Here is a 25439-nt window from a genome sequence, read left to right as displayed (position 1 = left end):
CGCGATTTGCTCGTTTTGTTTGTTGCAAATCAATCTCAAAAAATCCCTTTCATAAAAGCCAACAGACGTAGATACTCGTTTATGTTGTTGTAACTCGATTTGGTTGTTTTTTGGAGGTGCTCTTATTGAAACGGTTAAAGGATTTGCGCAAAGGGATCGGATTCACCCAGGCTTCTCTCGCCGCAGCACTGGGCGTTTCTCAGCAAGCAGTAGCCCGCTGGGAAAAAGGTTCCACGGAGCCAAGTCTTGCGATGCTGCGAGATTTGGCTACCGTGATGGGAACGAGCGTCGATGATTTGGTGGAGTTTGAAGCAGGCGCTGCCCGGATTTCTTCCCAGCATTGGGATCCTGCAAGTGACCAAATGGTAGATGGATTCTGGGGGCATCTAGGAGTGCTTTTGCCAGGGCAGCAGAACCATCAATGGTTCCCGATTACGGACGGTGAACGCAAGAGAATTAGCCGGAATCTGCAGGGAGATACCGACTGTTCAGAATGGCTTGTTGTCTCGACATTGAACAACCGATTGTTGCTGATGAATCCCGCAGCGTTGCTGCGGGTCAGGCTACTTGACGACGCGGCCGATCAGCCTAATGACGACAACTGGGTTCTGCCTTGGGATGGTTATCAAGGCCTGTCTCCAGAGATCTACAACGCGATAAATGATTACTTCTGGGATGAACACGCATTTAAAAACGATTACTCGGATGCGCTGCAAAAGCTTGCGATTGAGCAGCTTGAAGAAATCGGCATAGGCGAGCAGGAGGCTGAAAAACTGTTGGAGCGCACGTTCGTTTATCTAAAATCGGGGGCGGAGATGTCACTGTGTGCGGAAGCAGATGATCTGTTCTCACTCAGCGTTGAGGTTGATTGTCAGCGCCCGGAACGCGTAGTTTTGAGGGATCAGAACAGCGGCGAGTTTAATTTTTTCCCTGCGCATAACGTTGCACTGATCAATATGCCATTGACCCAGTATCAGAGCGCAGCCCAAATATCGATGGATGAGTTGGCGAACAGCTAGCACTTGATGACGCCAAATTTGAGACATTAAAAAGCCGGCTTGTGGCCGGCTTCTCGGGGACTGGCTTGGTTTATTTTTGGTAAACCGCGCCAGCCTTCAAAACGTACATCCGGATCTGCGTCCGGCTGTGGGACTTGGTCAGACGTTGGTCTGCTGCGTCGGGCGTCATCCGAGCCGCTGGGCGGGTCGATGCGCGAATGTGGGGCGCAGGATACTGAGTTTTGCTTTGGATTCCCAGCCTCGAGTGCGGTTTAGAGCGACTGAAGCGGTACAAATCCTGGATTTGTACCGGTTATCAGGGCCCTCTTCGCGAGCAGGCTCGCTCCCACAGGTTCTCCGTAAAAATCGAGATCGGCGCGCGCATCACAGAAACGGCACCACCGGCCTGCGCTTGCCCAGTGTGGACCACCAGAATACCCAGCCCAGAATGTGAATCCGCTGCTCCTCGATCTGCGCCGGCCGGAAAACCTCTTCGGGGTATTCGGCGCTGTTGTGGCTGCGCATGCGCAGGCCGTTGCCGGGCATGCGGTGCAGGTATTTGATGCGCAGCATGCCGTCGTGCTCCACGGCGTAGATTTCGCCGTCGACGACCTGGGTCAGACCGCGGTCGATGGCGACGATAGAACCGTCTTCGATGCGATCGGCCATGCTGTTGCCGATCATGTGCGCGCAAATGGCATTGGCGTGCTGTATGTCGAGTTGATCGAGGTGGGCGCGGGGCAGGCGCAGGGATTGGTCGGGGTCGAGGATGACGTGGGTTTTGCCGTCGCCATTGGCGATCGGGGTTTCCTTGAAAAACGCCAGGTCGATGTCGCTGGGGTTGATGACGGTGTAGACGCCGCAGATCGACTGGGCATCGAACGTGTCGCCATTGCTGGCGGGTGGGTGCAGGCGCGGGACCTCCTTGACGCCTTCCCCGGTTTTCAGCCATTCACTATTGACCGACAACAGGCGTGAGACTTCTTCCATGCGATACGCCGGGACGCCCCGGGTGTACCAGTTATGAACGTTTTGGGCTTCCGTGCCCCAGAACCTTGCGAAATCCGTGGTGCTGATGTTCGCTGCTTCCAGGAGTGCCTTGAATCGTGGACCGCTAGTGTTCTTTCTCATAAACACGGAGTCTACGGCCGGACTAGAGCGGTTTGAATAAACCGGGCGTTCAAAAAAAGCCTGTATTTTGCGACGGGATGTAAGACGCGCTTGTGGGAAATTAAACAGATTAAAACTGCATGTAGGAATTTAAACGGTCTGTTTAGTCGGGCTTTTTCAAGAGCCCCTCACCCCAGCCTTCTCCCGGAGGGAGAGGGGGCCGGCCAGGGTGTATTTCGGGTTACATCGATTTGAAGAGCCGAGTCGATTATGCAGACGCCAATAACAAAAAACCCCGGAAGTCCGGGGTTTTTTTCAAGCTTCACGCAAAGCGCAATGGCTTAGCCCTTGTAGGCGGCAACCGACTTGGTGATCGCTTCGCGGGCGGCGTCTGCGCCGGCCCAGCCTTCGATCTTGACCCACTTGCCCTTCTCGAGATCTTTGTAGTTCGCGAAGAAGTGCTCGATCTGCTGGATCAGCAATGGCGGCAGGTCGGTGTATTCCTTCACGTCGACGTACAGCTGCGACAGCTTGTCGTGTGGCACTGCGATGACTTTGGCATCGCCGCCGCCGTCGTCGGTCATGTTCAGGATGCCGACCGGACGCGCGCGGATTACCGAGCCTGGCGCTACCGGGTAAGGAGTCACGACCAGCACGTCGAGGGGATCACCGTCGTCGGCCAGGGTGTTCGGGATGTAACCGTAGTTGGCCGGGTAGAACATTGGGGTGGCCATGAAACGGTCAACGAACAGGCAATCGCTGTCTTTGTCGATTTCGTATTTGATCGGCGCGTGGTTGGCCGGGATCTCGATCGCGACGTAGATGTCGTTCGGCAGGTCTTTGCCAGCCGGAATCTTGCTGTAGCTCATTGGGCGTTGCCCCCGTAGTTGACCAAAAACACTTGGCCGGATTGACCAAAAAGTGGCGGCGATTATAGGCACATTCCTACGTCGACGCCACGTACCAGAAGTCGTGCAGAGCTTAGTCGTGCGCCTGATAGACCGGGTCTGTGGCCTGAAGTTGCCGCAGTCTGCCCAACGGATCCTGCCGGTAGAAAAGCTGCAGTTGCAAGTAGACCTGTGGATAAGCCTCGTGCAGCAGATCCGGGGCGCTGAAGAAGTATTCGCTGGTGACCGCGAAGAACTCCGCCGGATTCTCGGCGGCGTAGGGATCGATGGAGGTTTCGGCGTCGGGATCGTGATCGAGCTGGCGGTTGAGGTCGTCGTAGGCGGCCTGCATCACCGTGGCCCAGTCGCTGACGCGCATGTCCACGTGCAGCGGCGGCAGGCCGTTGGCGTCGCCGTTGAGCATGTCGAGCTTGTGCGCCAGTTCGTGGATCACCAGGTTGTAGCCTTCCCAACCGCCGCTGGCCTGTACGCCGGGCCAGGCGAGAATCACCGGCCCCTGCTGCCACGCCTCACCGCTGTGTTCGCCGTCCCACTCATGCTCGACGCCGCTGGCATCGCGATGGCGTTGCGGGCTGAGGAAGTCGTCCGGGTACAGCACGATCTCGTGGAAACCCTGGTACCAGTTCAGATCACCGAGATGCATCAGCGGCAACTGCGCTTGGGCGGCGAGCAGCAGGCGTTGCTCCTGATGCAGTTCGACGCCGGGCAGGGCGGTCAGGCGTTTGTCGTCGAGAAACAGCACGCAGGCTTCGCGCAACCACTGGTCTTCAGCAGCGCTGATGCCGTCCAGAAAGGAGAGCTGATGGCGCACCCGTTGCCACAGGTCGTCGGCAATCGGGTGCCTGGCCAGGAGGCGCCGGCGACGCCAGGCGCTCAGTGACCACATCGGATCAGTGCGATTGCACTTTGGTGCCGCCGAAACGGCTGCGCACCACGCCGATGATCATCGGCACCAGCGACAGCAGAATGATTGCCACCACCAGCAACGACAGGTTTTTCTTGATGAACGGCACGTTGCCAAAGAAGTAACCCAGGGTGACCAGACCACCAACCCAGAGGACGGTGCCAAGCACGCTGAAGCCGAAGAAGCGGGGGTACGGCATCCGCGCCACACCGGCGACGAACGGCGCGAAGGTGCGGATGATCGGCAGGAAACGCGCCATGGTCACGGTCTTGCCGCCGTGCTTGTCGTAGAAGTCGTGGGTCTTTTGCAGGTAGTCGCGACGGAAGATTTTCGAATTGGGGTTGCTGAACAGCTTCTCCCCGGCCGTGCGTCCGATCACATAGTTGGTGCTGTCGCCCATGATCGCCGCCAGCATCAGCAGGCCGCCGAGCAGCACCGGATCCATGCCACCTCCGGCCGCCACCGCGCCAGCGATGAACAGCAGCGAGTCACCCGGCAGGAACGGCATCACCACCAGCCCGGTTTCACAGAAGATCACCAGAAACAGGATGGCGTAGATCCATGGCCCATAGTTGTTCACCAGCAAATCGAGGTACACATCGAGATGCAGGATAAGGTCGAGCGGGTTGAAATCCATGGGGGCACCTGTATGACGGCCCGACTCGGCAGGCCTGTGCGGATGACTTCGTGTAAGCCTACAGCGGGGTGTAGTTTTTCTTACAAGCCGGAAAGATCGGGATTATACGGTCTGACCGCTGAAAAGCGCGTCGGTTTTGTAGCGGGGAGTGTCGTGGTGTGAACAATTGTCAGCCCTCAAAAGATCGCAGCCTTCGGCAGCTCCTGCAATTGGAACGCGTTCCGCTGTAGGAGCTGCCGAAGGCTGCGATCTTTTGGGTTCAGAGCTCTTCGCTGATAGGCAGCACGTAGTTCTTGAACTCCGTGTCTTCCTTGAAACCGATCGATTCGTAGGTTTTCTGTGCCACTTCGTTATCTGCGCTGGTGGACACACGCATGCGCACAGCCTGGGTTTCCTTGGCCATTTTCTTTGCGGTGCGGATCAGGTTGTCCGCGACCAGTTGCCGCCGCGCATCTTCGGCGACGTAGATATCGTTGAGGATCCACACGCGCTTGAGCGACAACGAAGAGAAGCTCGGATAGAGCTGGCAGAAGCCCATGAGCTTCCTGTCGTCATCGTCGGCCAGCGCCAGATAGATCACCGACTCTTTGCGGCGCAGACGTTTTTCGAGAAACGCCCGGGAGGAATCCGGGTAAGGCAGTGAGCCGTAGAACTCGCGATATTTGACGAACAAAGGAGTCAGCAAATCCAGATGTTCGAGGGTCGCTTGAATAATCCGCATGATAGGTCTCGTCTTCAAGTGGCTGTCTTCAACTGCTCTGACGGCGATGGGAAACCCGGGCGGCCGTGCGTCGATCCTGCCTGAAAGCAGCGCAGAATGGCAATGCGGAAACGGTTCAGGCTGGGGGCGGATCGAGTAGGAAATTGCCTTTCATGTCGACAGCGTCGTCCGACTCCAATGTCTGAAGCTGAGCTTCGTCCTTCAGATTGACCCCCGACAGCTGCCGACGGCAGGCTTCACGCATCAGATACAGCAAGCGATGCGCCGCCATGCCGTAGCTCAAGCCTTCCAGCCGTACATTGGAAATGCAATTGCGATAGGCGTCAGTCAGGCCGACCTTCGGCGCATAGGTGAAATACAGCCCGAGGCTGTCCGGCGAACTCAAACCGGGACGCTCGCCGATCAGCATCACCACCATTTTCGCCCCGAGCAGTTGGCCGATTTCGTCACCGATGGCCACGCGGCCCTGTTCGACCAGCACCACCGGCGCCACGGACCAGCCGTCGCCGCTCATCTGTTCTTCCAGGCGCGTCAGAAATGGCAGCGTATGCCGATGCACCGCCAATGCCGACAGGCCATCAGCGACCACGATCACCAGATCGATCCCGCCTGGATGTGCGCTGGCGTAATCGCGCAAGGTTTGCGCCGATTCATCGCTGAGCTTGCGCCCCAGATCCGGGCGTTGCAGATAGGTGTGTCGGTCCGGCGCGGCGCTTTGCAGTGCCAGGGTTTCCCGTCCGCGCTCGTTCAGTTGTGCGCTGATTTCGCTGTGATCGAAGGCCAGATGCACGGCATCGCGGGCCTGCGCGTGGGCAAACTGAAAATCCAGCTGCGCCCGCGTCGGCAGGCTGGTGCCGGTGCGGCCCAGGGCAATCCGCGCCGGGGTCAGGCGGCGCAGTTCCAGCCAGGGGTTTTGCGGATCGACCGGTGGTTTTTCCATAAGAGTCATCCCAAGTGCGCCAAGGCCTGGCGGAAGGCCGGCGGCAGATTGTTGCCGAAGCGAACCTTGCCGTCCGCCTGGGTGAAGATGCCCATATTGGCCAGCCATTGCTCGAACTCCGGCGCCGGTTTCAGGCCCAGGGTCTGGCGGGCGTACAAGGCGTCATGAAACGAAGTGGTTTGGTAATTGAGCATGATGTCATCGGAGCCGGGGATGCCCATGATGAAGTTGATCCCGGCGACGCCGAGCAACGTCAGCAGGGTGTCCATGTCGTCCTGATCGGCTTCGGCGTGGTTGGTGTAGCAGATGTCGCAGCCCATCGGCACGCCGAGCAACTTGCCGCAGAAATGATCTTCAAGGCCGGCGCGGATGATCTGTTTGCCGTTGTAGAGGTATTCCGGGCCGATAAATCCTACGACGGTGTTCACCAGGAATGGCTTGAAATGTCGCGCCACGGCGTAGGCCCTTGTCTCGCAAGTCTGTTGATCGATGCCGTGGTGGGCGTTGGCCGACAGCGCGCTGCCTTGACCGGTTTCGAAATACATCAGGTTCTGTCCGAGGGTGCCGCGCTTGAGGCTCAGGCCGGCGTCGTAGCCTTCCTGCAAGACATTCAGGTTGATACCGAAACTGGCATTGGCCGCCTCAGTGCCGGCAATCGACTGGAAGACCAGATCCAGCGGCACGCCACGGTTGATCGCCTCGATCGAGGTGGTGACGTGGGTCAGCACGCAGGCCTGGGTCGGGATGTCGTAGCGCTGGATGATGGCGTCGAGCATCTCCAGCATCGCGCAGATCGAGGCGATGCTGTCAGTGGCCGGGTTGACGCCGATCATCGCATCGCCGTTGCCGTAGAGCAGGCCGTCGAGAATGCTCGCGGCGATGCCGGACGGCTCGTCAGTCGGGTGGTTGGGCTGCAGGCGGGTCGACAGGCGCCCGCGCAAACCGAGGGTGCCGCGAAATTGGGTGACCACGCGGATTTTCTGCGCGACCAGCACCAGATCCTGCACGCGCATGATCTTCGACACGGCGGCGACCATTTCCGGGGTCAGGCCGGGGGCGAGGGCACGCAGACTGGTTTCGTCCGCCGCGTCACTGAGCAGCCAGTCGCGAAAGCCGCCAACGGTGAGGTGGCTGACCACGGCGAAGGCTTGTTTGTCGTGGGTGTCGATGATCAGCCGGGTGACTTCATCGGACTCATAGGGGATCAGCGCTTCCTGCAGGAAGTGCGTGAGCGGGATGTCCGCCAGAGCCATTTGCGCGGCCACCCGTTCGCCGTCGTTGAGCGCGGCGATCTCGGCGAGAAAGTCTCCCGAGCGTGCCGGGCTGGCCTTGGCCATGACGTCTTTGAGGCTGTCGAAGCGGTAGGTCTGCGCGCCGACCGTGTGAGCAAAACTGGCCATTCAGCGTTCTCCGTGACGGCGCAGAACAGCTCTGCGCCGTGGTTTTCGACAATCAGTGCAAGGCTTGTTCAGCTTTTTGAATCGCCGCGAATTCTTCTTCCGGCGTGCCTGCTACCAAGTGATGCCGACTGTAGAAAGCAAAGTAAGCAATTAACACTCCATAGATGATCGCCGCGCCGATCACCACCCGTGGATCGACGAGGAACCCCGCCACAACGGCGATGCAGGCCAGCACCAGCGCCACACCGGATGTGAAAATGCCACCCGGCGTGCGATAGGGTCGGTCCATTTTGGGGCGACGGATGCGCAGGGTGATGTGCGCGGCCATCATCAGCACATAGGAAATGGTAGCGCCGAATACCGCGACCAGAATCAGCAAGTCGCCCTGACCGGTCAGCGACAGACCGAAGCCGATGATCCCGGGAATCACCAGCGCCAGCACCGGCGCCTTGCTCTTGTTGGTCTGCGACAGTTTGCGCGGCAGGTAACCGGCCCGCGACAGCGCGAAGATCTGCCGCGAGTAGGCGTAGATGATCGAGAAGAAACTGGCGATCAGCCCGGCCAGACCGACGAGGTTGACGAAGCTGCCCATCCAGGTCGAGCCGCCGTAGGCCTTGCTCAGCGCTTCGACCAGCGGGTTGCCGGAGGTCAGCAACGAGTTGGCGCCCGCGCCGCCGGGGCCGACAATCAGAATCAGCAGGGCGAACATCAGCAGCACCAGCATCGCCCCGATCAGGCCGCGCGGCAGATCACGCTTGGGGTTCTTGGTTTCTTCGGCAGCCAGCGGCACGCCTTCGACGGCGAGGAAAAACCAGATCGCGTAGGGAATCGCTGCCCATACGCCGACGTAGCCGAACGGCAGGAATGGACTGGCACCGACCGCAGTGGTCACCGGGATGTCAAGCAGATTGGCGACGTCGAAATGCGGCACCATCGCCACCAGAAACACCCCCAGCGCCAACGCGGCGACGGCGGTGATGATGAACATCAGCTTGAGCGCTTCGCCCACCCCGAAAATATGGATGGCGATGAAGATGATGTAGAACGCCAGATAAATCATCCAGCCGCCAATGCCGAACAGCGACTCGCAGTAGGCACCGATGAACACTGCGATGGCGGCGGGGGCGATGGCGTATTCGATGAGGATCGCGGTGCCGGTGAGAAACCCGCCCCACGGTCCGAACGCGCTGCGGGCGAAACCGTAGCCGCCGCCAGCAGTGGGAATCATCGAGGACAGTTCGGCCAGGGAAAAGCACATGCACAGGTACATGGTCGCCATCAGCAGCGTGGCCAGGAACATGCCGCCCCAGCCACCCTGGGCAAGGCCGAAGTTCCAGCCGGCGTAGTCGCCGGAAATCACATAGGCGACGCCGAGGCCGACCAGCAGGACCCAGCCGGCGGCGCCTTTTTTCAGTTCGCGTTGTTGGAAATAGTCGGAGCCGACTTTTTCGAAGTCGACGGAGGAGGTTGCCGGTTGCGGGTTTGCATGATCGCTTGGCATAAGCAGTTACCTGTTTTTATTGTTTTTGGCCCGGTGAAGGCGGGCGTGCTGATGGAGCGGTAAGTCAGCTAAAGCTTTGCTGGATGTGCAGCCGCCTTCGCGAGCAAGCTCGCTCCCACAGTGGATCTGTTGCGAACGCTGATATGTATGTTCCAAAAAACCTGTGGGAGCGAGCTTGCTCGCGAAGACAATCCAAAGGGCGAAGCAGGAACACCTGCCTCACCCCGTCTGGATCAGAAGAACCCCAACGGATTGATGTCGTAGCTCACCAGCAGGTTCTTGGTCTGCTGGTAATGGTCGAGCATCATTTTGTGGGTTTCACGCCCGACGCCGGACTTCTTGTAACCGCCGAACGCGGCATGCGCCGGGTACAGGTGGTAGCAGTTGGTCCACACGCGACCGGCCTTGATCGCCCGGCCCATGCGGTAGGCGCGGTTGATGTCGCGGGTCCACAGGCCGGCGCCGAGGCCGAACTCGGTATCGTTGGCAATCGCCAGGGCTTCGGCCTCGTCCTTGAAGGTGGTGATGCTCACCACCGGGCCGAAGATTTCTTCCTGGAACACGCGCATTTTGTTGGTGCCTTTGAGCAGCGTCGGCTGGATGTAATAACCGGTCGCCAGGCTGCCTTCGAGTTTTTCCACCTTGCCGCCGGTCAGCAGTTCCGCACCTTCGCCCTTGGCGATTTCCAGGTACGAGAGGATCTTGTCGAATTGTTGCTCCGACGCCTGGGCGCCGACCATGGTCTCGGTGTCCAGCGGGTCGCCGCGTTTGATCTGGCTGACTTTCTTCATCACGGCCTGCATGAATTCGTCATAGATCGATTCCTGCACCAGCGCGCGGGAAGGGCAGGTGCACACTTCGCCCTGGTTGAAGAACGCCAGTACCAGACCTTCGGCGGCTTTTTCGATGAAGCTCGGCTCGGCCTGCATGATGTCTTCGAAGAAGATGTTCGGCGACTTGCCGCCTAGCTCCACGGTGGACGGAATGATGTTTTCCGCCGCGCATTTCATGATGTGCGAGCCGACCGGGGTCGAACCGGTGAAGGCGATCTTGGCGATGCGCTTGCTGGTCGCCAAGGCTTCGCCGGCCTCTTTACCGAAACCTTGCACGACGTTGAGCACGCCGGGCGGCAGCAGGTCGCCGATCAGTTCCATCAGCACGCAGATGCCCAGCGGGGTTTGCTCGGCAGGCTTGAGCACCACGCAGTTACCGGCGGCCAGCGCTGGCGCAAGTTTCCACGCGGCCATCAGCAGCGGGAAGTTCCACGGGATGATCTGACCGACCACGCCCAGCGGTTCATGGATGTGATAGGCCACGGTGTTGCCGTCGATTTCCGCAGCGCTGCCTTCCTGAGCGCGCAAGCACCCGGCGAAGTAGCGGAAGTGGTCAGCAGCCAGCGGGATATCGGCGTTGAGGGTTTCGCGGATGGCTTTGCCGTTGTCCCAGGTTTCGGTGATCGCCAGCAGTTCGAGGTTCTCTTCTATGCGGTCGGCGATTTTCAGCAGGATCAGTGAGCGCGCCTGCACGGAAGTGGCGCCCCACGCATCGGCGGCGGCGTGGGCAGCATCCAGCGCCTTGTCGATGTCTTCGGCGGTGGAGCGGGGGAATTCGGCGATCGGTTGGCCATTCACTGGCGAGGTGTTGGTGAAGTACTGGCCTTTGACCGGCGCGACGAACTCGCCGCCGATGTAGTTACCGTACTTGCTCTTGAACGAGACTTTGGCGCCGTCAGTACCGGGGTGGGCGTAACGCATGATGATGTTCTCCTTGGCTTTGTACTTATTAGAGAAACGCGCAAGTGCGCTTGCTATAAGCGTAGAGCAAGGGCCGGGCCACTGCCGTGCAAGCCAGGCAAATCAAGGGCTTGGCCGGTTTGTCTCGGACGAATGGACCGGTGCTGTGACGGTTTCGGTACAGCGTACGTGACAATTTGTACCGCTTGCGACACAGCCCTGACCGAGCGGTCTTGCCAGCATTGCAATGCCGGAGCCGCTGGAGGATCCTCAGCCAACAGAAATCCGGTAGGAGCTGCCGAAGGCTGCGATCTTTTGCTTTTGTTTTTCAAGATCAAGATCAAGATCAAAAGATCGCAGCCTGCGGCAGCTCCTGCACAGGAATGCGTCGACCTTTCGGGGAGAACAATAAGAAATGCACGACAACCATTTGAGTCGCCATGCCCGCCAGGTTCTCACCGTCACCCAGGGCAAACCGCACTTGCACGGGCCGGGGGCCGATCCGTCGATCGCGCGTTCGTGGCTGCGTTGCCTTGAGGACTATCACCTCGATCCTTCTGTGACCATGGCGCCGACCGTGCTCGAGCATGGCCGGGTGCTGGAAAGTCGCGAACGTCTGCAACAAGTGCTGCAGATCGCCGGCACCGAAATGAGCAGCCTGCATCAACAACTCTCCGGCGCCGGCCACGCGGTGCTGCTGACCGACGCGCGTGGGGTGATCCTCAATTGCGTCACCGCGCCGGCCGAACGGAAGATTTTCGAGCGCGCCGGGCTCTGGCTCGGCGCCGACTGGAGCGAAGCCTGCGAGGGCACCAACGGTATCGGCACCTGCCTCGTTGAGCGCCAAGCGCTGACTATTCATCAGGACGAACACTTTCGCGGCCGCCACACCGGGCTGACCTGTTCGGCGAGCCCGGTGTTCGATCCGCAGGGTGAGCTGCTGGCGGTACTCGACGTGTCCTCGGCCCGGCCGGACGTCTCGCGGCAAAGCCAGTTCCACACCATGGCGCTGGTCAATCTGTCGGCGAAGATGATCGAGAGCTGCTACTTCCTGCGCTGTTTCGACAATCAGTGGTTGCTGCGTTTTCACCTGCAGGCCGAGTCCGTCGGCTTGTTCAGCGAAGGGCTGCTGGCGTTCGACGGCGAAGGGCGGATCAGCGCGGTCAACCAGAGCGCGCTGAACCTGCTCGGGCGTATCCGCGGTAGTTTGCTCGGCCAACCGGTGGAAGCGTTTTTCGATTGTTCGCTGGATGACCTGCTTGGTCGCGCGAGTGCCAACGCCAGCGCCAGTTGGCCGCTGCGCACCCGTGACGGGCGGCATCTGTTTGCCGTGTTGCGCGGCGAAGCGCGCAAGCCGACAGCCATTGTTCCAACGCCTATCGCCGCGCCCGCCCCACGCCTGTCAGGCATCTGTCTCGGCGATGAAGCGTTGCAGGCGGAGTTTCGCAAAGCCCTGCGCGTGTTCGAGCGTGACGTGCCGTTGCTGATCAACGGCGAAACCGGCTCGGGCAAGGAAGCGTTCGCCAAGGCTGTGCACCAGGCCAGCCAGCGCTCCGGCAACGCTTTTGTCGCACTCAATTGCGCGGCCATTCCGGAAAGCCTGATCGAGAGCGAACTGTTCGGCTATCGCGGCGGCAGCTTCACCGGCGCACGCAAGGACGGCATGCGCGGCAAGTTGCAGCAGGCCGACGGCGGCACCTTGTTCCTCGACGAAATCGGCGACATGCCACTGGCGTTGCAGACGCGCTTGCTGCGGGTGCTGGAAGATCGGCAAGTTGTGCCGATTGGCGGCGAACCGCAAGCGGTGGACGTGCGGATCATCAGTGCGACGCACCGCAATCTGCTGGAACGGGTCGAGGACGGCAGTTTCCGTGAAGACCTGTATTACCGCTTGAACGGGCTGGAAGTGGCGTTGCCGGCATTGCGCGAGCGCAGTGATAAATCGCAGTTATTGGATTTTCTGTTGGCCGAGGAGGCCGGAGGCGAAACGATTCTGATCGACGAAGCGGCGCGGCAGGCGTTGCTGGCGTTCGATTGGCCGGGCAATGTGCGGCAGTTGCGTAATGTACTTCGTACGCTGGCGGCGTTGTGTGATGGCGGGCGGGTCGGCGTTGAGGATTTGCCGGTGATGATTCGCCAGGCGCGGCCGGCGGTTGCGGTGGCGCAGATCGCCGCCCAGCCACTGGACGACGCCGAGCGTCTTGCATTGCTCAATGCGCTGGAGCAGACGCGCTGGCACATGACCCATACAGCTCAGCAACTGGGCGTAAGCCGCAACACCCTTTATAGAAAGCTGCGTAAACATGGGATTGAGCGGCGTGTCAGCTGAAAGCCCTCACCCTAACCCTCTCCCGGAGGGAGAGGGGACTGACCGCGTTGCTTGCGGTATTTACGCCGACCTGAAATATCGAGCCGAACTCAGGATTTGAAGGCGACCGAGATCGGCTCCCTCTCCCTCGGGAGAGGGCTGGGGTGAGGGGCTGCGGTCTGAAGCCGTGCGCAGATGTAGCCGCCAACCCGTCTCCATCCTTCAGCTAAAGAGTGCCATTTCCCCCTCCCTACGCTAACCTGCGGCCATGTTTTACGAGGTCGACTATGCACATTCATATTCTGGGTATCTGCGGGACTTTCATGGGCTCGATGGCGGTATTGGCCAAAGAGCTGGGCCATCACGTCACCGGCTCCGACGCCAACGTCTATCCGCCGATGAGCACGCAGCTCGAGGCCCAGGGCATTCAGCTGACGCAGGGTTATGACCCGGCGCAACTCGATCCGGCGCCGGATCTGGTGGTGATCGGCAATGCCATGTCCCGTGGCAACCCGGCGGTGGAATATGTGTTGAACAAAGGCCTGCCGTACGTCTCCGGCCCGCAGTGGCTGGCTGACCACGTGCTGCAAGGTCGCTGGGTATTGGCCGTGGCCGGAACGCACGGCAAGACCACCACCAGCAGCATGCTCGCCTGGGTGCTGGAACACGCCGGCATGAGCCCGGGTTTCCTGATTGGCGGCGTGCCGCAGAATTTCTCGGTGTCGGCGCGCCTGGGCGACACGCCGTTCTTTGTCATCGAGGCTGACGAATACGACAGCGCTTTTTTCGACAAGCGCTCGAAATTCGTCCACTACCGTCCGCGCACCGCAATCCTCAACAACCTTGAATTCGATCACGCCGACATCTTCCCCGATTTGCCGGCGATCGAGCGCCAGTTCCACCACTTGGTCCGCACCATTCCGAGCGAAGGCCTGGTCATCCACCCGACCACCGAGCCGGCCTTGCAGCGCGTGATTGAAATGGGCTGCTGGACTCCGGTGCAGACCACCGGCGCCGGCGGTCAGTGGCAGGTCAAACTACTGAGCGAGGACGGTTCGGCGTTCGAAGTGATGTTCGAAGGCGTGTCGCAAGGCACCGTCGAGTGGGAATTGACCGGTCAGCACAACGTCGCCAACGCCTTGGCTGCCCTGGCTGCGGCGCGGCATGTTGGCGTGGTGCCATCGATGGGTATCGCCGGTTTGAGCGCGTTCAAAAACGTCAAACGGCGCATGGAGAAAGTCGCCGAGGTGCGCGGCATCACCATTTACGACGACTTCGCTCACCACCCGACCGCCATCGCCACCACGCTTGATGGCCTGCGCAAACGCATCGGCGACGCGCCACTGATCGCGATCATCGAGCCGCGCTCCAATTCGATGAAGCTCGGCGCCCACCGTGACGGTTTGCCGGACAGCGTGGTCGATGCCGATCAGGTGATCTGGTACGCCCCGGCCAACCTCGGCTGGGACCTCGGCGCCACCGCAGCGTTATGCACGGTGCCGTCAATCGTCAGTGATTCGCTGGAAGGCATCATCGAGCGCGTGAAGAGCCAGGCGCAGCCCGGTACTCACGTGGTGATCATGAGCAACGGCGGCTTCGGCGGCCTGCACGGCAAACTCGCCGAGGCGCTGCAATGAACACTTTTTCCCAGGCCGGCGGCCCGGAACGCATCACCCTGGCGATGACCGGCGCCTCGGGCGCGCAGTACGGTTTGCGCCTGCTTGATTGTCTGGTACGCGAAGATCGCGAAGTGCACTTCCTGATCTCCAAGGCCGCGCAACTAGTGATGGCCACCGAGACCGATGTCTCCCTGCCGAACAAACCCCAGATGATGCAGGCGTTTCTGACCGAATACACCGGCGCCGCCGCCGGACAGATTCGGGTGTACGGCAAGGAAGACTGGATGTCGCCGGTGGCCTCCGGCTCCGGTGCGCCGGCGGCGATGGTGGTGGTGCCGTGTTCGACCGGCACGCTATCGGCGATTGCCACCGGCGCCTGCAACAACCTCATCGAGCGCGCGGCCGATGTCACACTGAAAGAGCGCCGCCAGTTGATTCTGGTGCCGCGCGAGGCGCCGTACTCGAGCATTCATCTGGAGCACATGCTCAAGCTGTCGAACCTGGGCGTGACGATTCTGCCGGCCTCGCCGGGTTTCTATCACCAACCGCAGACCATCGACGACTTGATCGACTTCGTCGTGGCGCGGATTCTCAATCTGCTCGGCATCCCGCAGGACATGCTGCCGCGTTGGGGCGAGCATCATCTGAGCAGCGATGATTAAGCTGCTGGTCATCGTGTTGGCGCTGCAGCTGGGCGGATGTGCCACCGCGCGCACGCTGGATGCGGCGAAACCTGGCGCACCGGTGGTGTATGCCGGGACGCGTCTGGATTTGTATGCGTTGAATGGCGGCTGCTGTGCGATGGATCGGTTCGGTGCCGAGGCGCCGAGCTATCCGGGCGTGGATCTGCCGGCCAGCGCGTTGCTCGATACGCTGTTGTTGCCGTTGTCGTTGTTAACGGTAATTGGCGTGGGGTTCCAGGCGACTGGCGGGTTGTAAAGATCAAAAGATCGCAGCCTTCGGCAGCTCCTACAGGAGATCGCATTCCTCTGTAGGAGCTGCCGAAGGCTGCGATCTTTTGTTTTTGTAAGTGCTTATTTGCCGAGCTTCCTCAATTCATCCGACTCGATCACCCGCACCCCATCCTGTTCTTCCAGCGCCAGGCGCCACATCGCCCGTGCCAACTGGCATGCCTCGATGCCGTGGTATTTCCCCGGAATCAGCTTCGACAACGGCCCGGCCAGTTGCTCGGCCAGACGCGGTTCAATGCGCTCGCCCAGCAGCAGCGAAGGTCGGCAGATGGTCAATTGCGGCCAGTCCTGCGCGCGCAGGGCCTGTTCCATCTCGCCTTTGACGCGGTTGTAGAACACCGAGGAATTCGGATCGGCGCCGATTGCGCTGATCACGATCAGGTGCCGCGCGCCCATCTCCCGCGCGCGTTTGGCAAACGCCACGACCATGTCCAGATCCACCGCGCGAAAGGCTTCTTCGGAGCCGGCCTGCTTGATCGTGGTGCCGAGGCAGCAGTAGGCGATGTCGACCCGGCCACTGAGTTGCGGCAGAAAGGTTTGTGGATCGCCAACCGGGTTTTCCAGATGCGGATGCTCGGCCAGCGGCCGGCGTGAAGGGGCGAGGACACGGGATATCGTTGGCTCGTTGAGCAAACGGTCGAGCAGATGTTCACCGGTCAATCCGGTGGCTCCGGCAAGTAATACGTGCTGAGGCGTCAAGTACATAGTGTCTCTCCCTTGATACTGTTCAGCTTAGTTGCCTTTTGTCGCCGCGTCGTTCAATGCGCTGCTTTGCAAAGCTTTGCGCGCTTGCTGTTTACGCAGCAGTTGCCAGTGCGACAGCACGGTCTTCGGTGCCCAGATCTGCGGCTCCGAGGCTTCGAAACCGTCGGCCAGTTCGCGTTCGGCGACAGTGGCTTTGGCCAGTTTGAAAGCCTGTTCCAGATCGTCGGTCTGGTTCAGCGCCTGGGCGAACAGGGCGTCGCCGAAGTAAGTGAAATTGGCTTCTTCCGAACAGCCGAACGACACCCGATCTGCACGCGAGGCGGTCATGATCAATGTACGTTCGTCCTTCAGTGCCGGGATGAAGCCGCCGGAGTAGCACGAAGAAATCACGATGACCTTGTCGCGATGCTTCAGCGGCGCAAGCACCGCGGCGAGCTCATCGGCTGGCAGGTCAGCCAGTTCCATGCGCGGCTGATCGAGCACCAGTTCATGTTCGGCGGTGCCGTGGCTGGTCAGATAGATGAACAGCAGATCTTCCGGACCGCTGCGTTCGGCCAGAGCCTGCGCGGCACGGCGCAGGTTCTCGCGGGTGGCCATCGGCCGGTCGCCGAGATGATCGCGATGGTTGACCAGACGGATCTGGCCGAAAGCGCCGAAGCGTGTGTTGAGCATGTTGGCGACGTAGTCGGACTCGCGCAGGAACACGCTCTGCTTGCCGTCGCCACCGAGGGTCAGGGTGTACAGCTCGACTGCCGGGGTCGAGGCGGGAATCGCCGCCAGCGCCTCGTCGAGCAGACGACCCTGGGCGAGCAAACCGAGTTCGAGGGTGTCGGGCAGCAATTTGCCGTCAGCATCGCGCACACGCTGGCCATTGATCCAGGTGCCACTGAGCACGCTGCCATCGGTCAGCACCAGAGTACCGCGGCCGGAATAGCTGTCGTTGTCGAAACCGCCGACGTAGAAGCTGCCGTCGGCCAGGTTCAAACGGCCCTGCCCGGTAAAACGCCAGTCGTTGAACACACCGATGTAATGGCTGCCGTCAGCGCCGATCAGTTCGCCCTTGCCGGTCAGCGCGCCTTCCTTGAACTGGCCGAGCCAGACGTCGCCGTCCGCATTTTCGTAGCGGCCCTTGCCGTGCAGTTGATTATTCTTGAATCCACCGACGTAGATATCGCCGTCGGCACTGTTGTAAGTGCCGTTGCCTTCCAGTTGACCGTTGACGAAATGACCCGTGAACGAATTGCCGCTGGCATCGCCGCGCTGGCCTTCACCGTTGGGTTTGCCATGGGCGAACTGGCCTTGATAGGAGCTGCCGTCGTCCATTTCCAGGCGACCGAGTCCGGAATACTGGTCAGCCTTGAATTCACCGCGATAGGTCATGCCATTTTCTTTCAGCGTGCCTTCGCCATCGCGCCGCCCCTGCTTGAAGCCGCCGGTGTAGTTGCTGGCATTGGTACTCAGGCTGCCTTGGCCGTCGAACAGACCTTGCTGGAACTGGCCGCGATAAACCTCGCCATTGCTGCCATGCCATTCGCCTTGACCGTGCCACTGCCCCTTGTCGAACTCCCCGGCGTACCAGCTGCCGTTGGGGTAGTCGACCCGGCCCTGACCTTGCAGCAAGCCGTCGACCAGTTCACCCCGATAACGTCCGCCATCGGGCAGGCGCGCATCCGGCGGCAACAGCGATTCACCGTCGCCGCAAGCGGTGAGCATCAGGGTCAGGGCAAGGGGTGCAAGTCGAGCGATTGAGCGCATAGCGGGATCCGGGCAATTAGGCGACCGAGTATGCCGCAGCTATGCATCGCATATATACAGACGTGACGCGAAACAGCGTGCGCTGCTTCGCATCCGGGATGATCAGACGAAGCAGAGCGACAGCGGCTCGGCGATATAGGCCGGTTTGTCCGAGCCCTCTATCTCCAGTGTCGCGGTCGCTTTCAGCAGCCACTGGCCGGGTTTTTTCTCGGTGACTTCGACCATGTCGACCTTCAATCGGACTTTCGAATCGACCTTGACCGGCTGGATGAAACGCACGCTGTCCAGGCCGTAGTTGACGACCATCTTCACGCCTTCCGGCAGTACGAGGATGTCTTCCATCAGTTTCGGCATCAGCGACAGCGACAGGAAACCGTGGGCAATCGTGCTGCCGAATGGCGTTTGCGCGGCCTTGACCGGATCGACGTGAATGAACTGAAAATCACCGGTGGCTTCGGCGAACAGGTTGATGCGCTCCTGGTCGATGGTGAGCCATTGGGAACGTCCAAGTTCCTTGCCGACATAATCTTTGAGCTCTGCAACGGGAACATAGGGCATTGAGACTCTCCTTGGGTTCATCGGTTTTATAGTTTTTCAGGGGGCGGATTTGACCGGCCTGCGAACCACTGTAGATCATCATGGCGATTTGCTCAGGTCAACCGACCATGCTTTTGGCGAATGCCGGTCCATAGCGCAGGCGTGCTTATAATGCGGGCGATTTGCAGGTTGGAAAGTCAGACGGAGATGTCAGATGTTGCTACGTGGCCTGACCATGCTGGTGTTGTTTCAATTGCTCGGGACAGCGCTCAATCACTTGCTGTTGCCGATATTGCCGGGGCCGATCATCGGGCTGCTGCTGTTGCTGGTGTTCCTGATCATTCGCGGTGAGGTGGGCGAGCCGTTGAATCAGGCGGCGGGCAGTCTGCTGCGCTATCTGCCGTTGCTGCTGGTGCCGCCGGCGGTGGGCGTGATGGTCTATGCCACGGCGATTGCCGCTGATTTCTGGGCGATCGTCGGCGCGCTGGTGGTCTCGCTGATCCTGTCGATGGCCTTTGCCGGCGTGCTGATGCAACGTCTGGTCAAACGTCACGCGCCGCCGGCGGAGGAGTCCTGATGCTGTTCGACTGGCAAGGCGCGTGGGCCTCGGTGATCCATCATCCGTTGTTCGGCATCGGCATCACCCTCGGTGCCTATCAACTGGTGCTGGCGGCGTTCGAGAAAACCCGCTGGATCTTTCTGCAACCGGTGCTGGTCTCCATGTTGTTGGTGATCGGTGTGCTGGTCGGCTGCGGCCTGACTTACGCGGAGTACCGCAAGAGCACCGAGATCCTCAGCATTCTGCTCGGCCCGGCAACCGTCGCGCTGGCGGTGCCGCTCTACTTGAATCTGCGCCGCATCCGCCAATTGTTCTGGCCGATTTTTACTACGCTGGTGATAGGCGGAGTAGTGGCAACGGGCATGGGCGTGGCGCTGGGCTGGTGGTTCGGCGCCGATCACATGATCCTGATGACCATGGCGCCGAAGTCGGTGACTTCGCCGATCGCCATGCTGGTCGCCGAGCAGATCGGCGGTGTGGCGGCGCTGGCCGCGGTGTTCGTGCTGATCACCGGGGTGATCGGCGCAATCTTCGGCCCGGCATTGCTGACCCGGCTCGGCGTGCACAGCCCCGAGGCGCGTGGCATGGCCCTGGGCATGACCGCCCATGCGGTCGGCACGGCGGTGGCGATGCAGGAAAACGATGAGTGCGGCGCCTTCGCCGCGCTGGCGATGAGTCTGATGGGCGTGGCCACGGCGGTGTTCCTGCCGTTGGCGGTGTCGATGGTGGTGTAAGGAAATGTCTATGAGTCTGCCGCTTTTTCCGCTGAACACGGTGCTGTTCCCCGGCTGCAACCTCGACTTGCAGATTTTCGAGGCGCGCTACCTCGACATGATCGGCCGCTGCATGAAGCAGGGTGTCGGCTTCGGGGTGGTGTGCATTCTTGAAGGCAGTGAAGTCGGCGTGGCGCCGGAGGGGTTCGCGATGGTGGGATGCGAGGCGCGGATCACCGATTTCCAGCAGCAGGACAACGGTCTGCTCGGCATCCGCGTGCAGGGCGGGCGACGCTTCAATGTGCTGCGCACCGAAGTGCAGCGCGATCAGTTGATTCTCGCCGATGTCGAGTGGCTCGACGACGAGCCCGAGCAACCGTTGCAGGATGAGGACGCCGATCTGGTGGCGCTGCTCAAGGCGCTGGCCGAGCACCCGATGGTCGAAGCGCTGGACATGGGCATCGAAGCCGTTGGGCAGCAGTCACTGGCCAATCAACTTGCCTATCTGTTGCCTTTTGCCGAAGAAGACAAGCTCGACCTGCTGCAACTCGATGACCCGCAGCAGCGGCTCGACGCAATCCAGGCGTTGCTGGATGAATTGCAGGGTGAGTTGTTTGCCTAGGAGTTCTCAATGGTTTGCCCCACCGCGGGAAACCAATCGAGAGCGCCCCCTCGTTGCACTCTGAATTAACTCGGGGCACTTGCCAGCATTGTCTTGCTTTGGTCTTTATCTTAATTTCAGGATGTCCGCAGGAAGCGGGCAACTTGAACAAGAATAAGGATGAAAGCAATGACTGTATATGAAGATGAATGGGCATTCTGGGACGATATCGCTGGCAAGTATATTTTGAAACATGCGGATACTGATCATAACGTCAGCTTCGTTATCGAGGCGGCATCCAGTTACGCAGATCGCATGGTGATAGCCCGGCGAAAGCGAAAATCTGCAAAGGTCCCTGACGGCGAAGTTACGCGGATGTTGGCACCGGCCACAACAGCCACAACCGTTTCAGCGGTAACCGTTGTCTGATTAATTTCTTTGCGCATTTGCCTGCCGTTGCCGTTGAGTAACGGCAGGACGTTTATCAATGGGTAACTCTATGTCTTTAGCACAAATAAACAAGAAGGCCTTCACGGCGAATCTGTATCTGGATGGTCGTCCGGTGGTGCTTAATCAACAACGCTTGCAACAGGCGTTGCTCGATAAGCGAATAACCCAAAGCGAAAAACTGGAAGCCGAAGTGGGCCTGGCGATCCAGCGCGTTTCCAGTTCCGTCACGCTGGCTGATCATGAGGACGATAGCCCGCTGCTGTTGAAGTTCATTCCTCAGGGTGACGATTACGCGATCCATCTGGTACAGCCGGGCGCGTTTGACGGTGCGCGGTTATTCATCGAGGACAAGACTCACAACTTGTTGGCCAGCACCAGCGCTCCGGCTCAGTACTTCTCAATCAGTACGTACGGTGTGCCGAAGGCTTCGCTTAACGATATCGCGTCGGGCCCGGCTCATATCGAGTTGAACAGCGAGCCGAACGACAAACCTCTGTATCGTCTGGTGAGCAGTGGCATGAGCACGTTTCTGGATGCCGACCCTAACGTGACGGGGCATAACGCTTTCAACAATGGGCCAGCGAAATTCGTGATCAAAGTAGTCAAGTAACGTACAGCTGACTGATTCATAAAAAGGGTGCCATTCATATTTCAACGAATGGCACCCTTTTTTTCACGGGCGGTAGTGTTCGGCTACAGGCCAGGTTACATCGTTGGAGTTGGTGCCGGAGCCCTTGGGCAGCGTCAGCACGACGCCACCGGAGCGGGTTATTTCAAGTCGACCATGGGCGTTGGTTCCATGACGTATCAGCCTCTTCACCCGACCTGCAGCGGTGTCCCCTGGGCGGGGATGCTCAAATCCTGCGGATTGATTCGCGCCTGCGGATCGCCAGTCAGTCCCCAGTACTGACGCACCGAGTGGTAAACCACCGTACCGACGGTATCGGGCTTGTAACCGATGTGGGTCACGTAGATCCGTGCCGCCAGTTCGTTGCGCTGGCGGTGTTGTTCGATGTCGGCCTGCAGGGCCGCGACACTGGCGAAGCGGCGGGCATCGATGACATACAACTGCAACATCTCGAACAGCAATGAGACTTCATAGATATGGCCGGCGGAAGTCACCACGCTGATGGATTCCACAGGCGTGTCATCCTCGATATCCGGCAGCTCGACGGTGACGCTGGCAATGCGCAGGAGGTTGCCGTCGAGCTGGATATCGTTGCGCGTGACGGTTTCGGCCAGCGTTCGGGTGAACAGATTCCAGGTGGACGCATTGGAGGTTTTCGCCGCCGCCCCCGGGGTAGAAAGACGCACGATGCAGTTGCTGGCCAGATGAACGTCGTAGGTAGAGCTTTTGCCTTCAAGCAGATAAATCCCTGTGTGTGGCCTGGATTCGATTACCACTTTGCTGGGCCGCTCGGTCAGCTGCGGTTTTTCGCTGACCAGTGGGCGGGTGAACGGGTACGCGCCATTGCGCCGTTTCAGCCAGCTTTTGCTACTGACCAGTCGGGTGCCGGGGGCTTGCGCGTCGGCTTCATAATCAAGCTGCGGCACCTGCAGGCGGTATGAGACTTCGTCCTGCATGACCAGCACCAGATCCTGCGCCAGCAGCGGCGTGGTCACCTTCAGACTGTTTCGGCCGCCGTAACCGGTAGCGGCGACGATCGTCCGGATCAGGCTCTTGAACGCAATCACTTTGGACGGCAGCAGTATCGTCAGGCAGATATCCTTGTAGGTCAGGTGCGTATTGCCCGACACGCCCCGGCGAACTTCGACGTCATAACTGATCACTGAGTCGACGATTTCACTGTCTTTGAAATCCAGGTAAACACTGTTCTCAGTGGCAGCGACGCTGCGCCCGACAACGAATTCGACCCTGTGCGGCGTGCGTGCCACGAAGTGTCCAGGCAGTGTCTGAGCGTCCAGCGCTAGCGTGCCGCCATTCACTATCGCCGGGGCCTGGGCCGGGCGACCGTTGACGGTGACGGCGACCTCGATATCCTGACTCAGCGCTTGACCTGGCTGATTGGGCAGCAGGGCCAGCAGTTCATAACCGTCCTGGGTGCGGAACAGCCATTGTGCATTCTTCAGATGGCGCTGGCGGTCGATCGTCTGGTAGACGTTTTCCAGGGTCAGCACATGATCGGGATCGCTGCCATCCTTGCCGCGCAACGAGGTGATCACCAGTGAAGTGCCGGTGACTTGCCAGCGTTGAATGAGCGCTCTTGGCCAGCCGAACTCGACGCGGCTCGAGTGCTCACCGTCTTCGATGATCGTCGCGCGGGCGTTGGTATTGGCGATGTAATAACGGTCTTCACCGCCGCCGCCATTCACTTCGCATTCGGTGCCGAATATGGCGATGGTGTCGTTGCCGCCACTGGCGCTGATGCGGTCGTAGCCATTGGCGGAAATCTGGTTGGCCGCGTCAGTGCCGATGACGTGGCTGGTGCCTTTGCGCAGCGTCGAAACGTTCTCGAACGAAGTCAGGTGCGCAACTTCGATGCCTTGGGCCGCCGGATCCAGGCTGCGTAGCGCGACTTTGCCGGACTGCAGATCGATGTCATGGCCAACGTAGCGGGTGTCGCTGGTCGGACGACTGCCTTCGAACGCCACCGTGTCGGTGCCGGCGCCGCCATCCAGCAGGTTGATATGGGCAGGCTTGGCCGCGCGATTCAGTTCCTCAGCCGTGATTTCGTGATAGAAGGCATCGTTCTGGTCACCACCGGTCAATGCTTTGTGCCCTTCGCGATAGGTGAACAGGTTGGCCTGGGCCTTGACGCCAATGACCCGATCATTGCCATCGCCCAGACGCCAGAAAACCCCTTTGCCTTCGCCGGCGCTGCCGCTGACTTTTTTGAGGTCTGCCGGCAAGCCATTGCTGGCATCGATCACATCGTCTGCGCCGACGACCACCGCCTGGGTGTCAAGTTTGAACGGCTTCTGCCCGGCTCCTTCGTCCCAGACGTAGCGCCACAACTCGACGGACTGCAGCTCGGTGCGGAAGGCACCGTTGACCACGTGTTCGATGGAATTCTTGTAGGCGCCTTCAAGCATGTCCTTCGCCGACAGCTCGAGCCGTTTCTCATGATCGCTATAGCCTTTGCTCAGCTTGAAGCGATCCATCACCTGGGTATCAAGCTCCTGACCGGTGAAAGCGAACCAGCCTGAGCGCAGGCGTTCCAGGGCGGTCAGCTCGATGTAGTCATCGATATCGTCAACGACCCGCGCAGCCTGATAAATCATCGAGCCGGCGATCAGGATTGCCGCCGCCGCGAGACCCACCGGCCCGGCGACACTGCCGAAACCGGCCAGTGCGGCGACGCCCAGCACCAGACTGACGCCCGCGCCCGCCACACTCAAGGCGCCACTGACGTAATGATCCTGCGCCTCCTTGCCGGTGGCAGCGGCGGCAGCGTTGAACGACTTGACCGCATCAATGACGTCGAACGGCAGGGTGATCGCGCTGGCGAACATGCCGGCGCCCCGGCTCATGTATTTGCCGACCGAGGTTAGGGGGAAGTATTTGAAGAGATGGCCGCCGTTGGTGAGCATCGCCTGGCCGGTTTTGGTCAATCCTTGTTCAATGACCAGTGAACCGAGTTCGGCCGCAATGGATCCTCCTTGAAAGATCGCCTCCAGTTTGTCGCCTTTCCTGATCGCGTCGGTCATCGCCATGTAGCCGCTGTAAATTCCGAAAGCCTGCAGGCCAACGCCGGCGCCGCTCATCAAATAGCTCTTGTGCTTGTTGACCCAGCCCGGCGCATTTTCGAACGAGTCGATGCGATGGATATCCAGTTTCTGCGCGGCCTTGCCCAATTGATTGAGACGGTCCATGGCGCTGCCGGTTTCTATCGGTGAGTCGCTGACGAACAGTGGCCCGGCATCGATGGAGCGCTTGCAGGCAATTTCATAGAACAGCATCGCCGCTACACCACTGTCGGGGATATCGACCGACTTCAAACGGGCTTCGACCTTCGCCGAGTCAAAATTGAGCGCATCGATGAAGCTTTGGTCCGCAGCTTTCAGGTCGGCGTTCAGCGGACTGAGGGGCTGACCGTTGACCGTCGCGCCCAATGCCTGCAACTCGACGCGAGAGGCCATGACCTCACCCATGCGCAACGGCCCGAAGTGCTTGTCGAGAGACTTGAGTGTCTGCTTCGCGGACGCGTCAGCGTCGTGTGTGATGCCTGGCGAAGGCAAGTGATGGAGATCGCTCGTGGCTGGCGCATGGACATTGGCCGAGGCATCAGTAAGCGTGACCTGAAGCACTGGCGCGTTGGCAACATGCGAGGAGGGAGCGATGAGTTTTGACACGTATTAATCCTTTAATAGTATTTGTGGAACCGGCTTCCTTACCGGTGTTGCTGGC

General features: G+C 60.1%; 23 protein-coding genes. 10 read left to right on the top strand and 13 right to left on the bottom strand.

Translation table 11 applies throughout. From position 1 onward, the window contains the following. Window positions 1–125: 125 nt before the first annotated feature. Entirely contained in the window at window positions 126–1019 is an 894-nt protein-coding gene (locus J2Y90_RS02455) for a helix-turn-helix transcriptional regulator (protein WP_253496193.1), read from the top strand. Window positions 1020–1382: 363 nt separating this feature from the next. On the opposite strand, the gene J2Y90_RS02450 is transcribed toward J2Y90_RS02455, so the two are convergent. The 9 genes from J2Y90_RS02450 to exaC form a co-directional block, all read right to left on the bottom strand. Next, a complete protein-coding gene (locus J2Y90_RS02450; RefSeq protein WP_253496191.1) occupies window positions 1383–2129 on the bottom strand; it encodes a S24 family peptidase in 747 nt (248 codons plus the stop codon). Window positions 2130–2449: 320 nt separating this feature from the next. Then, entirely contained in the window at window positions 2450–2977 is a 528-nt protein-coding gene (ppa, locus tag J2Y90_RS02445) for an inorganic diphosphatase (protein WP_003205933.1), read from the bottom strand. Window positions 2978–3089: 112 nt separating this feature from the next. Continuing rightward, complete coding sequence (locus J2Y90_RS02440; RefSeq protein ID WP_253496189.1) at window positions 3090–3902, bottom strand: zinc-dependent peptidase; 813 nt, start codon at window positions 3900–3902, stop codon at window positions 3090–3092. 4 nt (window positions 3903–3906) lie between these two features. Further along, entirely contained in the window at window positions 3907–4557 is a 651-nt protein-coding gene (locus J2Y90_RS02435; protein WP_253496188.1) for a DedA family protein, read from the bottom strand. A gap of 259 nt (window positions 4558–4816) precedes the next feature. Beyond that, on the bottom strand, window positions 4817–5278 hold the full coding sequence (locus J2Y90_RS02430; protein ID WP_039771887.1) for a GNAT family N-acetyltransferase: 462 nt from the start codon (window positions 5276–5278) through the stop codon (window positions 4817–4819). A gap of 115 nt (window positions 5279–5393) precedes the next feature. Beyond that, a complete protein-coding gene (gene eutC / locus J2Y90_RS02425; RefSeq protein WP_253496186.1) occupies window positions 5394–6218 on the bottom strand; it encodes an ethanolamine ammonia-lyase subunit EutC in 825 nt (274 codons plus the stop codon). 5 nt (window positions 6219–6223) lie between these two features. After that, entirely contained in the window at window positions 6224–7618 is a 1395-nt protein-coding gene (locus J2Y90_RS02420; RefSeq protein WP_253496184.1) for an ethanolamine ammonia-lyase subunit EutB, read from the bottom strand. Between the two features lie 52 nt (window positions 7619–7670). Continuing rightward, window positions 7671–9119, bottom strand: coding sequence for an ethanolamine permease (eat, locus tag J2Y90_RS02415; protein WP_253496182.1), 1449 nt, complete (start codon window positions 9117–9119; stop codon window positions 7671–7673). A 233-nt stretch (window positions 9120–9352) separates the two neighbouring features. After that, complete coding sequence (gene exaC / locus J2Y90_RS02410) at window positions 9353–10873, bottom strand: acetaldehyde dehydrogenase ExaC (RefSeq protein WP_110646090.1); 1521 nt, start codon at window positions 10871–10873, stop codon at window positions 9353–9355. 394 nt (window positions 10874–11267) lie between these two features. On the opposite strand from exaC, the gene J2Y90_RS02405 reads away from it, so the two are divergent. The 4 genes from J2Y90_RS02405 to J2Y90_RS02390 all read left to right on the top strand — a co-directional run bounded on the left by J2Y90_RS02405 (window position 11268) and on the right by J2Y90_RS02390 (window position 15718). Further along, window positions 11268–13181: a sigma-54-dependent Fis family transcriptional regulator gene (locus J2Y90_RS02405; RefSeq protein WP_253496180.1), complete on the top strand. Its 1914-nt coding sequence runs from the start codon at window positions 11268–11270 to the stop codon at window positions 13179–13181. A 266-nt stretch (window positions 13182–13447) separates the two neighbouring features. Continuing rightward, the gene (gene mpl / locus J2Y90_RS02400) at window positions 13448–14797 is read left to right on the top strand and encodes a UDP-N-acetylmuramate:L-alanyl-gamma-D-glutamyl-meso-diaminopimelate ligase (RefSeq protein ID WP_253496178.1); all 1350 of its coding nucleotides are present in this window, start codon (window positions 13448–13450) and stop codon (window positions 14795–14797) included. Then, a complete protein-coding gene (gene ubiX / locus J2Y90_RS02395) occupies window positions 14794–15441 on the top strand; it encodes a flavin prenyltransferase UbiX (protein WP_253496176.1) in 648 nt (215 codons plus the stop codon). Before mpl ends, ubiX begins: the two co-directional genes overlap by 4 nt. After that, window positions 15434–15718, top strand: a complete 285-nt coding sequence (locus J2Y90_RS02390; RefSeq protein ID WP_253496174.1) for a YceK/YidQ family lipoprotein — start codon at window positions 15434–15436, stop codon at window positions 15716–15718. The genes ubiX and J2Y90_RS02390 overlap by 8 nt, the downstream gene beginning before the upstream one ends. A gap of 95 nt (window positions 15719–15813) precedes the next feature. Here J2Y90_RS02390 and J2Y90_RS02385 read toward each other — a convergent pair whose 3' ends face one another. The 3 genes from J2Y90_RS02385 to J2Y90_RS02375 all read right to left on the bottom strand — a co-directional run bounded on the left by J2Y90_RS02385 (window position 15814) and on the right by J2Y90_RS02375 (window position 18768). Then, entirely contained in the window at window positions 15814–16455 is a 642-nt protein-coding gene (locus J2Y90_RS02385; protein WP_253496172.1) for an oxidoreductase, read from the bottom strand. 27 nt (window positions 16456–16482) lie between these two features. Continuing rightward, window positions 16483–18210: a C13 family peptidase gene (locus tag J2Y90_RS02380; protein WP_253496170.1), complete on the bottom strand. Its 1728-nt coding sequence runs from the start codon at window positions 18208–18210 to the stop codon at window positions 16483–16485. Window positions 18211–18312: 102 nt separating this feature from the next. Then, window positions 18313–18768 carry a MaoC family dehydratase gene (locus tag J2Y90_RS02375; RefSeq protein ID WP_253496167.1) on the bottom strand — a complete coding sequence of 152 codons (456 nt, stop codon included), beginning with the start codon at window positions 18766–18768 and terminating at the stop codon, window positions 18313–18315. A 193-nt stretch (window positions 18769–18961) separates the two neighbouring features. On the opposite strand from J2Y90_RS02375, the gene J2Y90_RS02370 reads away from it, so the two are divergent. The 5 genes from J2Y90_RS02370 to J2Y90_RS02350 all read left to right on the top strand — a co-directional run bounded on the left by J2Y90_RS02370 (window position 18962) and on the right by J2Y90_RS02350 (window position 21680). After that, a complete protein-coding gene (locus J2Y90_RS02370; protein ID WP_253496165.1) occupies window positions 18962–19324 on the top strand; it encodes a CidA/LrgA family protein in 363 nt (120 codons plus the stop codon). Then, window positions 19324–20040, top strand: coding sequence for an LrgB family protein (locus tag J2Y90_RS02365; protein WP_016773013.1), 717 nt, complete (start codon window positions 19324–19326; stop codon window positions 20038–20040). The genes J2Y90_RS02370 and J2Y90_RS02365 overlap by 1 nt, the downstream gene beginning before the upstream one ends. Before the next feature lie 10 nt (window positions 20041–20050). After that, entirely contained in the window at window positions 20051–20641 is a 591-nt protein-coding gene (locus J2Y90_RS02360) for an LON peptidase substrate-binding domain-containing protein (protein ID WP_253496162.1), read from the top strand. 168 nt (window positions 20642–20809) lie between these two features. Next, window positions 20810–21049, top strand: a complete 240-nt coding sequence (locus J2Y90_RS02355) for a hypothetical protein (RefSeq protein WP_253496160.1) — start codon at window positions 20810–20812, stop codon at window positions 21047–21049. A gap of 70 nt (window positions 21050–21119) precedes the next feature. Then, window positions 21120–21680, top strand: a complete 561-nt coding sequence (locus J2Y90_RS02350) for a hypothetical protein (protein WP_253496158.1) — start codon at window positions 21120–21122, stop codon at window positions 21678–21680. A 206-nt stretch (window positions 21681–21886) separates the two neighbouring features. Here J2Y90_RS02350 and J2Y90_RS02345 read toward each other — a convergent pair whose 3' ends face one another. Next, on the bottom strand, window positions 21887–25384 hold the full coding sequence (locus J2Y90_RS02345) for a calcium-binding protein (protein WP_253496156.1): 3498 nt from the start codon (window positions 25382–25384) through the stop codon (window positions 21887–21889). Window positions 25385–25439: the final 55 nt, after the last annotated feature.

Source organism: Pseudomonas koreensis (assembly GCF_024169245.1).
Taxonomy (GTDB): domain Bacteria; phylum Pseudomonadota; class Gammaproteobacteria; order Pseudomonadales; family Pseudomonadaceae; genus Aquipseudomonas; species Aquipseudomonas koreensis_F.
The sequence above is the reverse complement of the archived record's forward strand: the minus strand, read 5'-3'. Positions and strand labels throughout refer to the sequence as shown.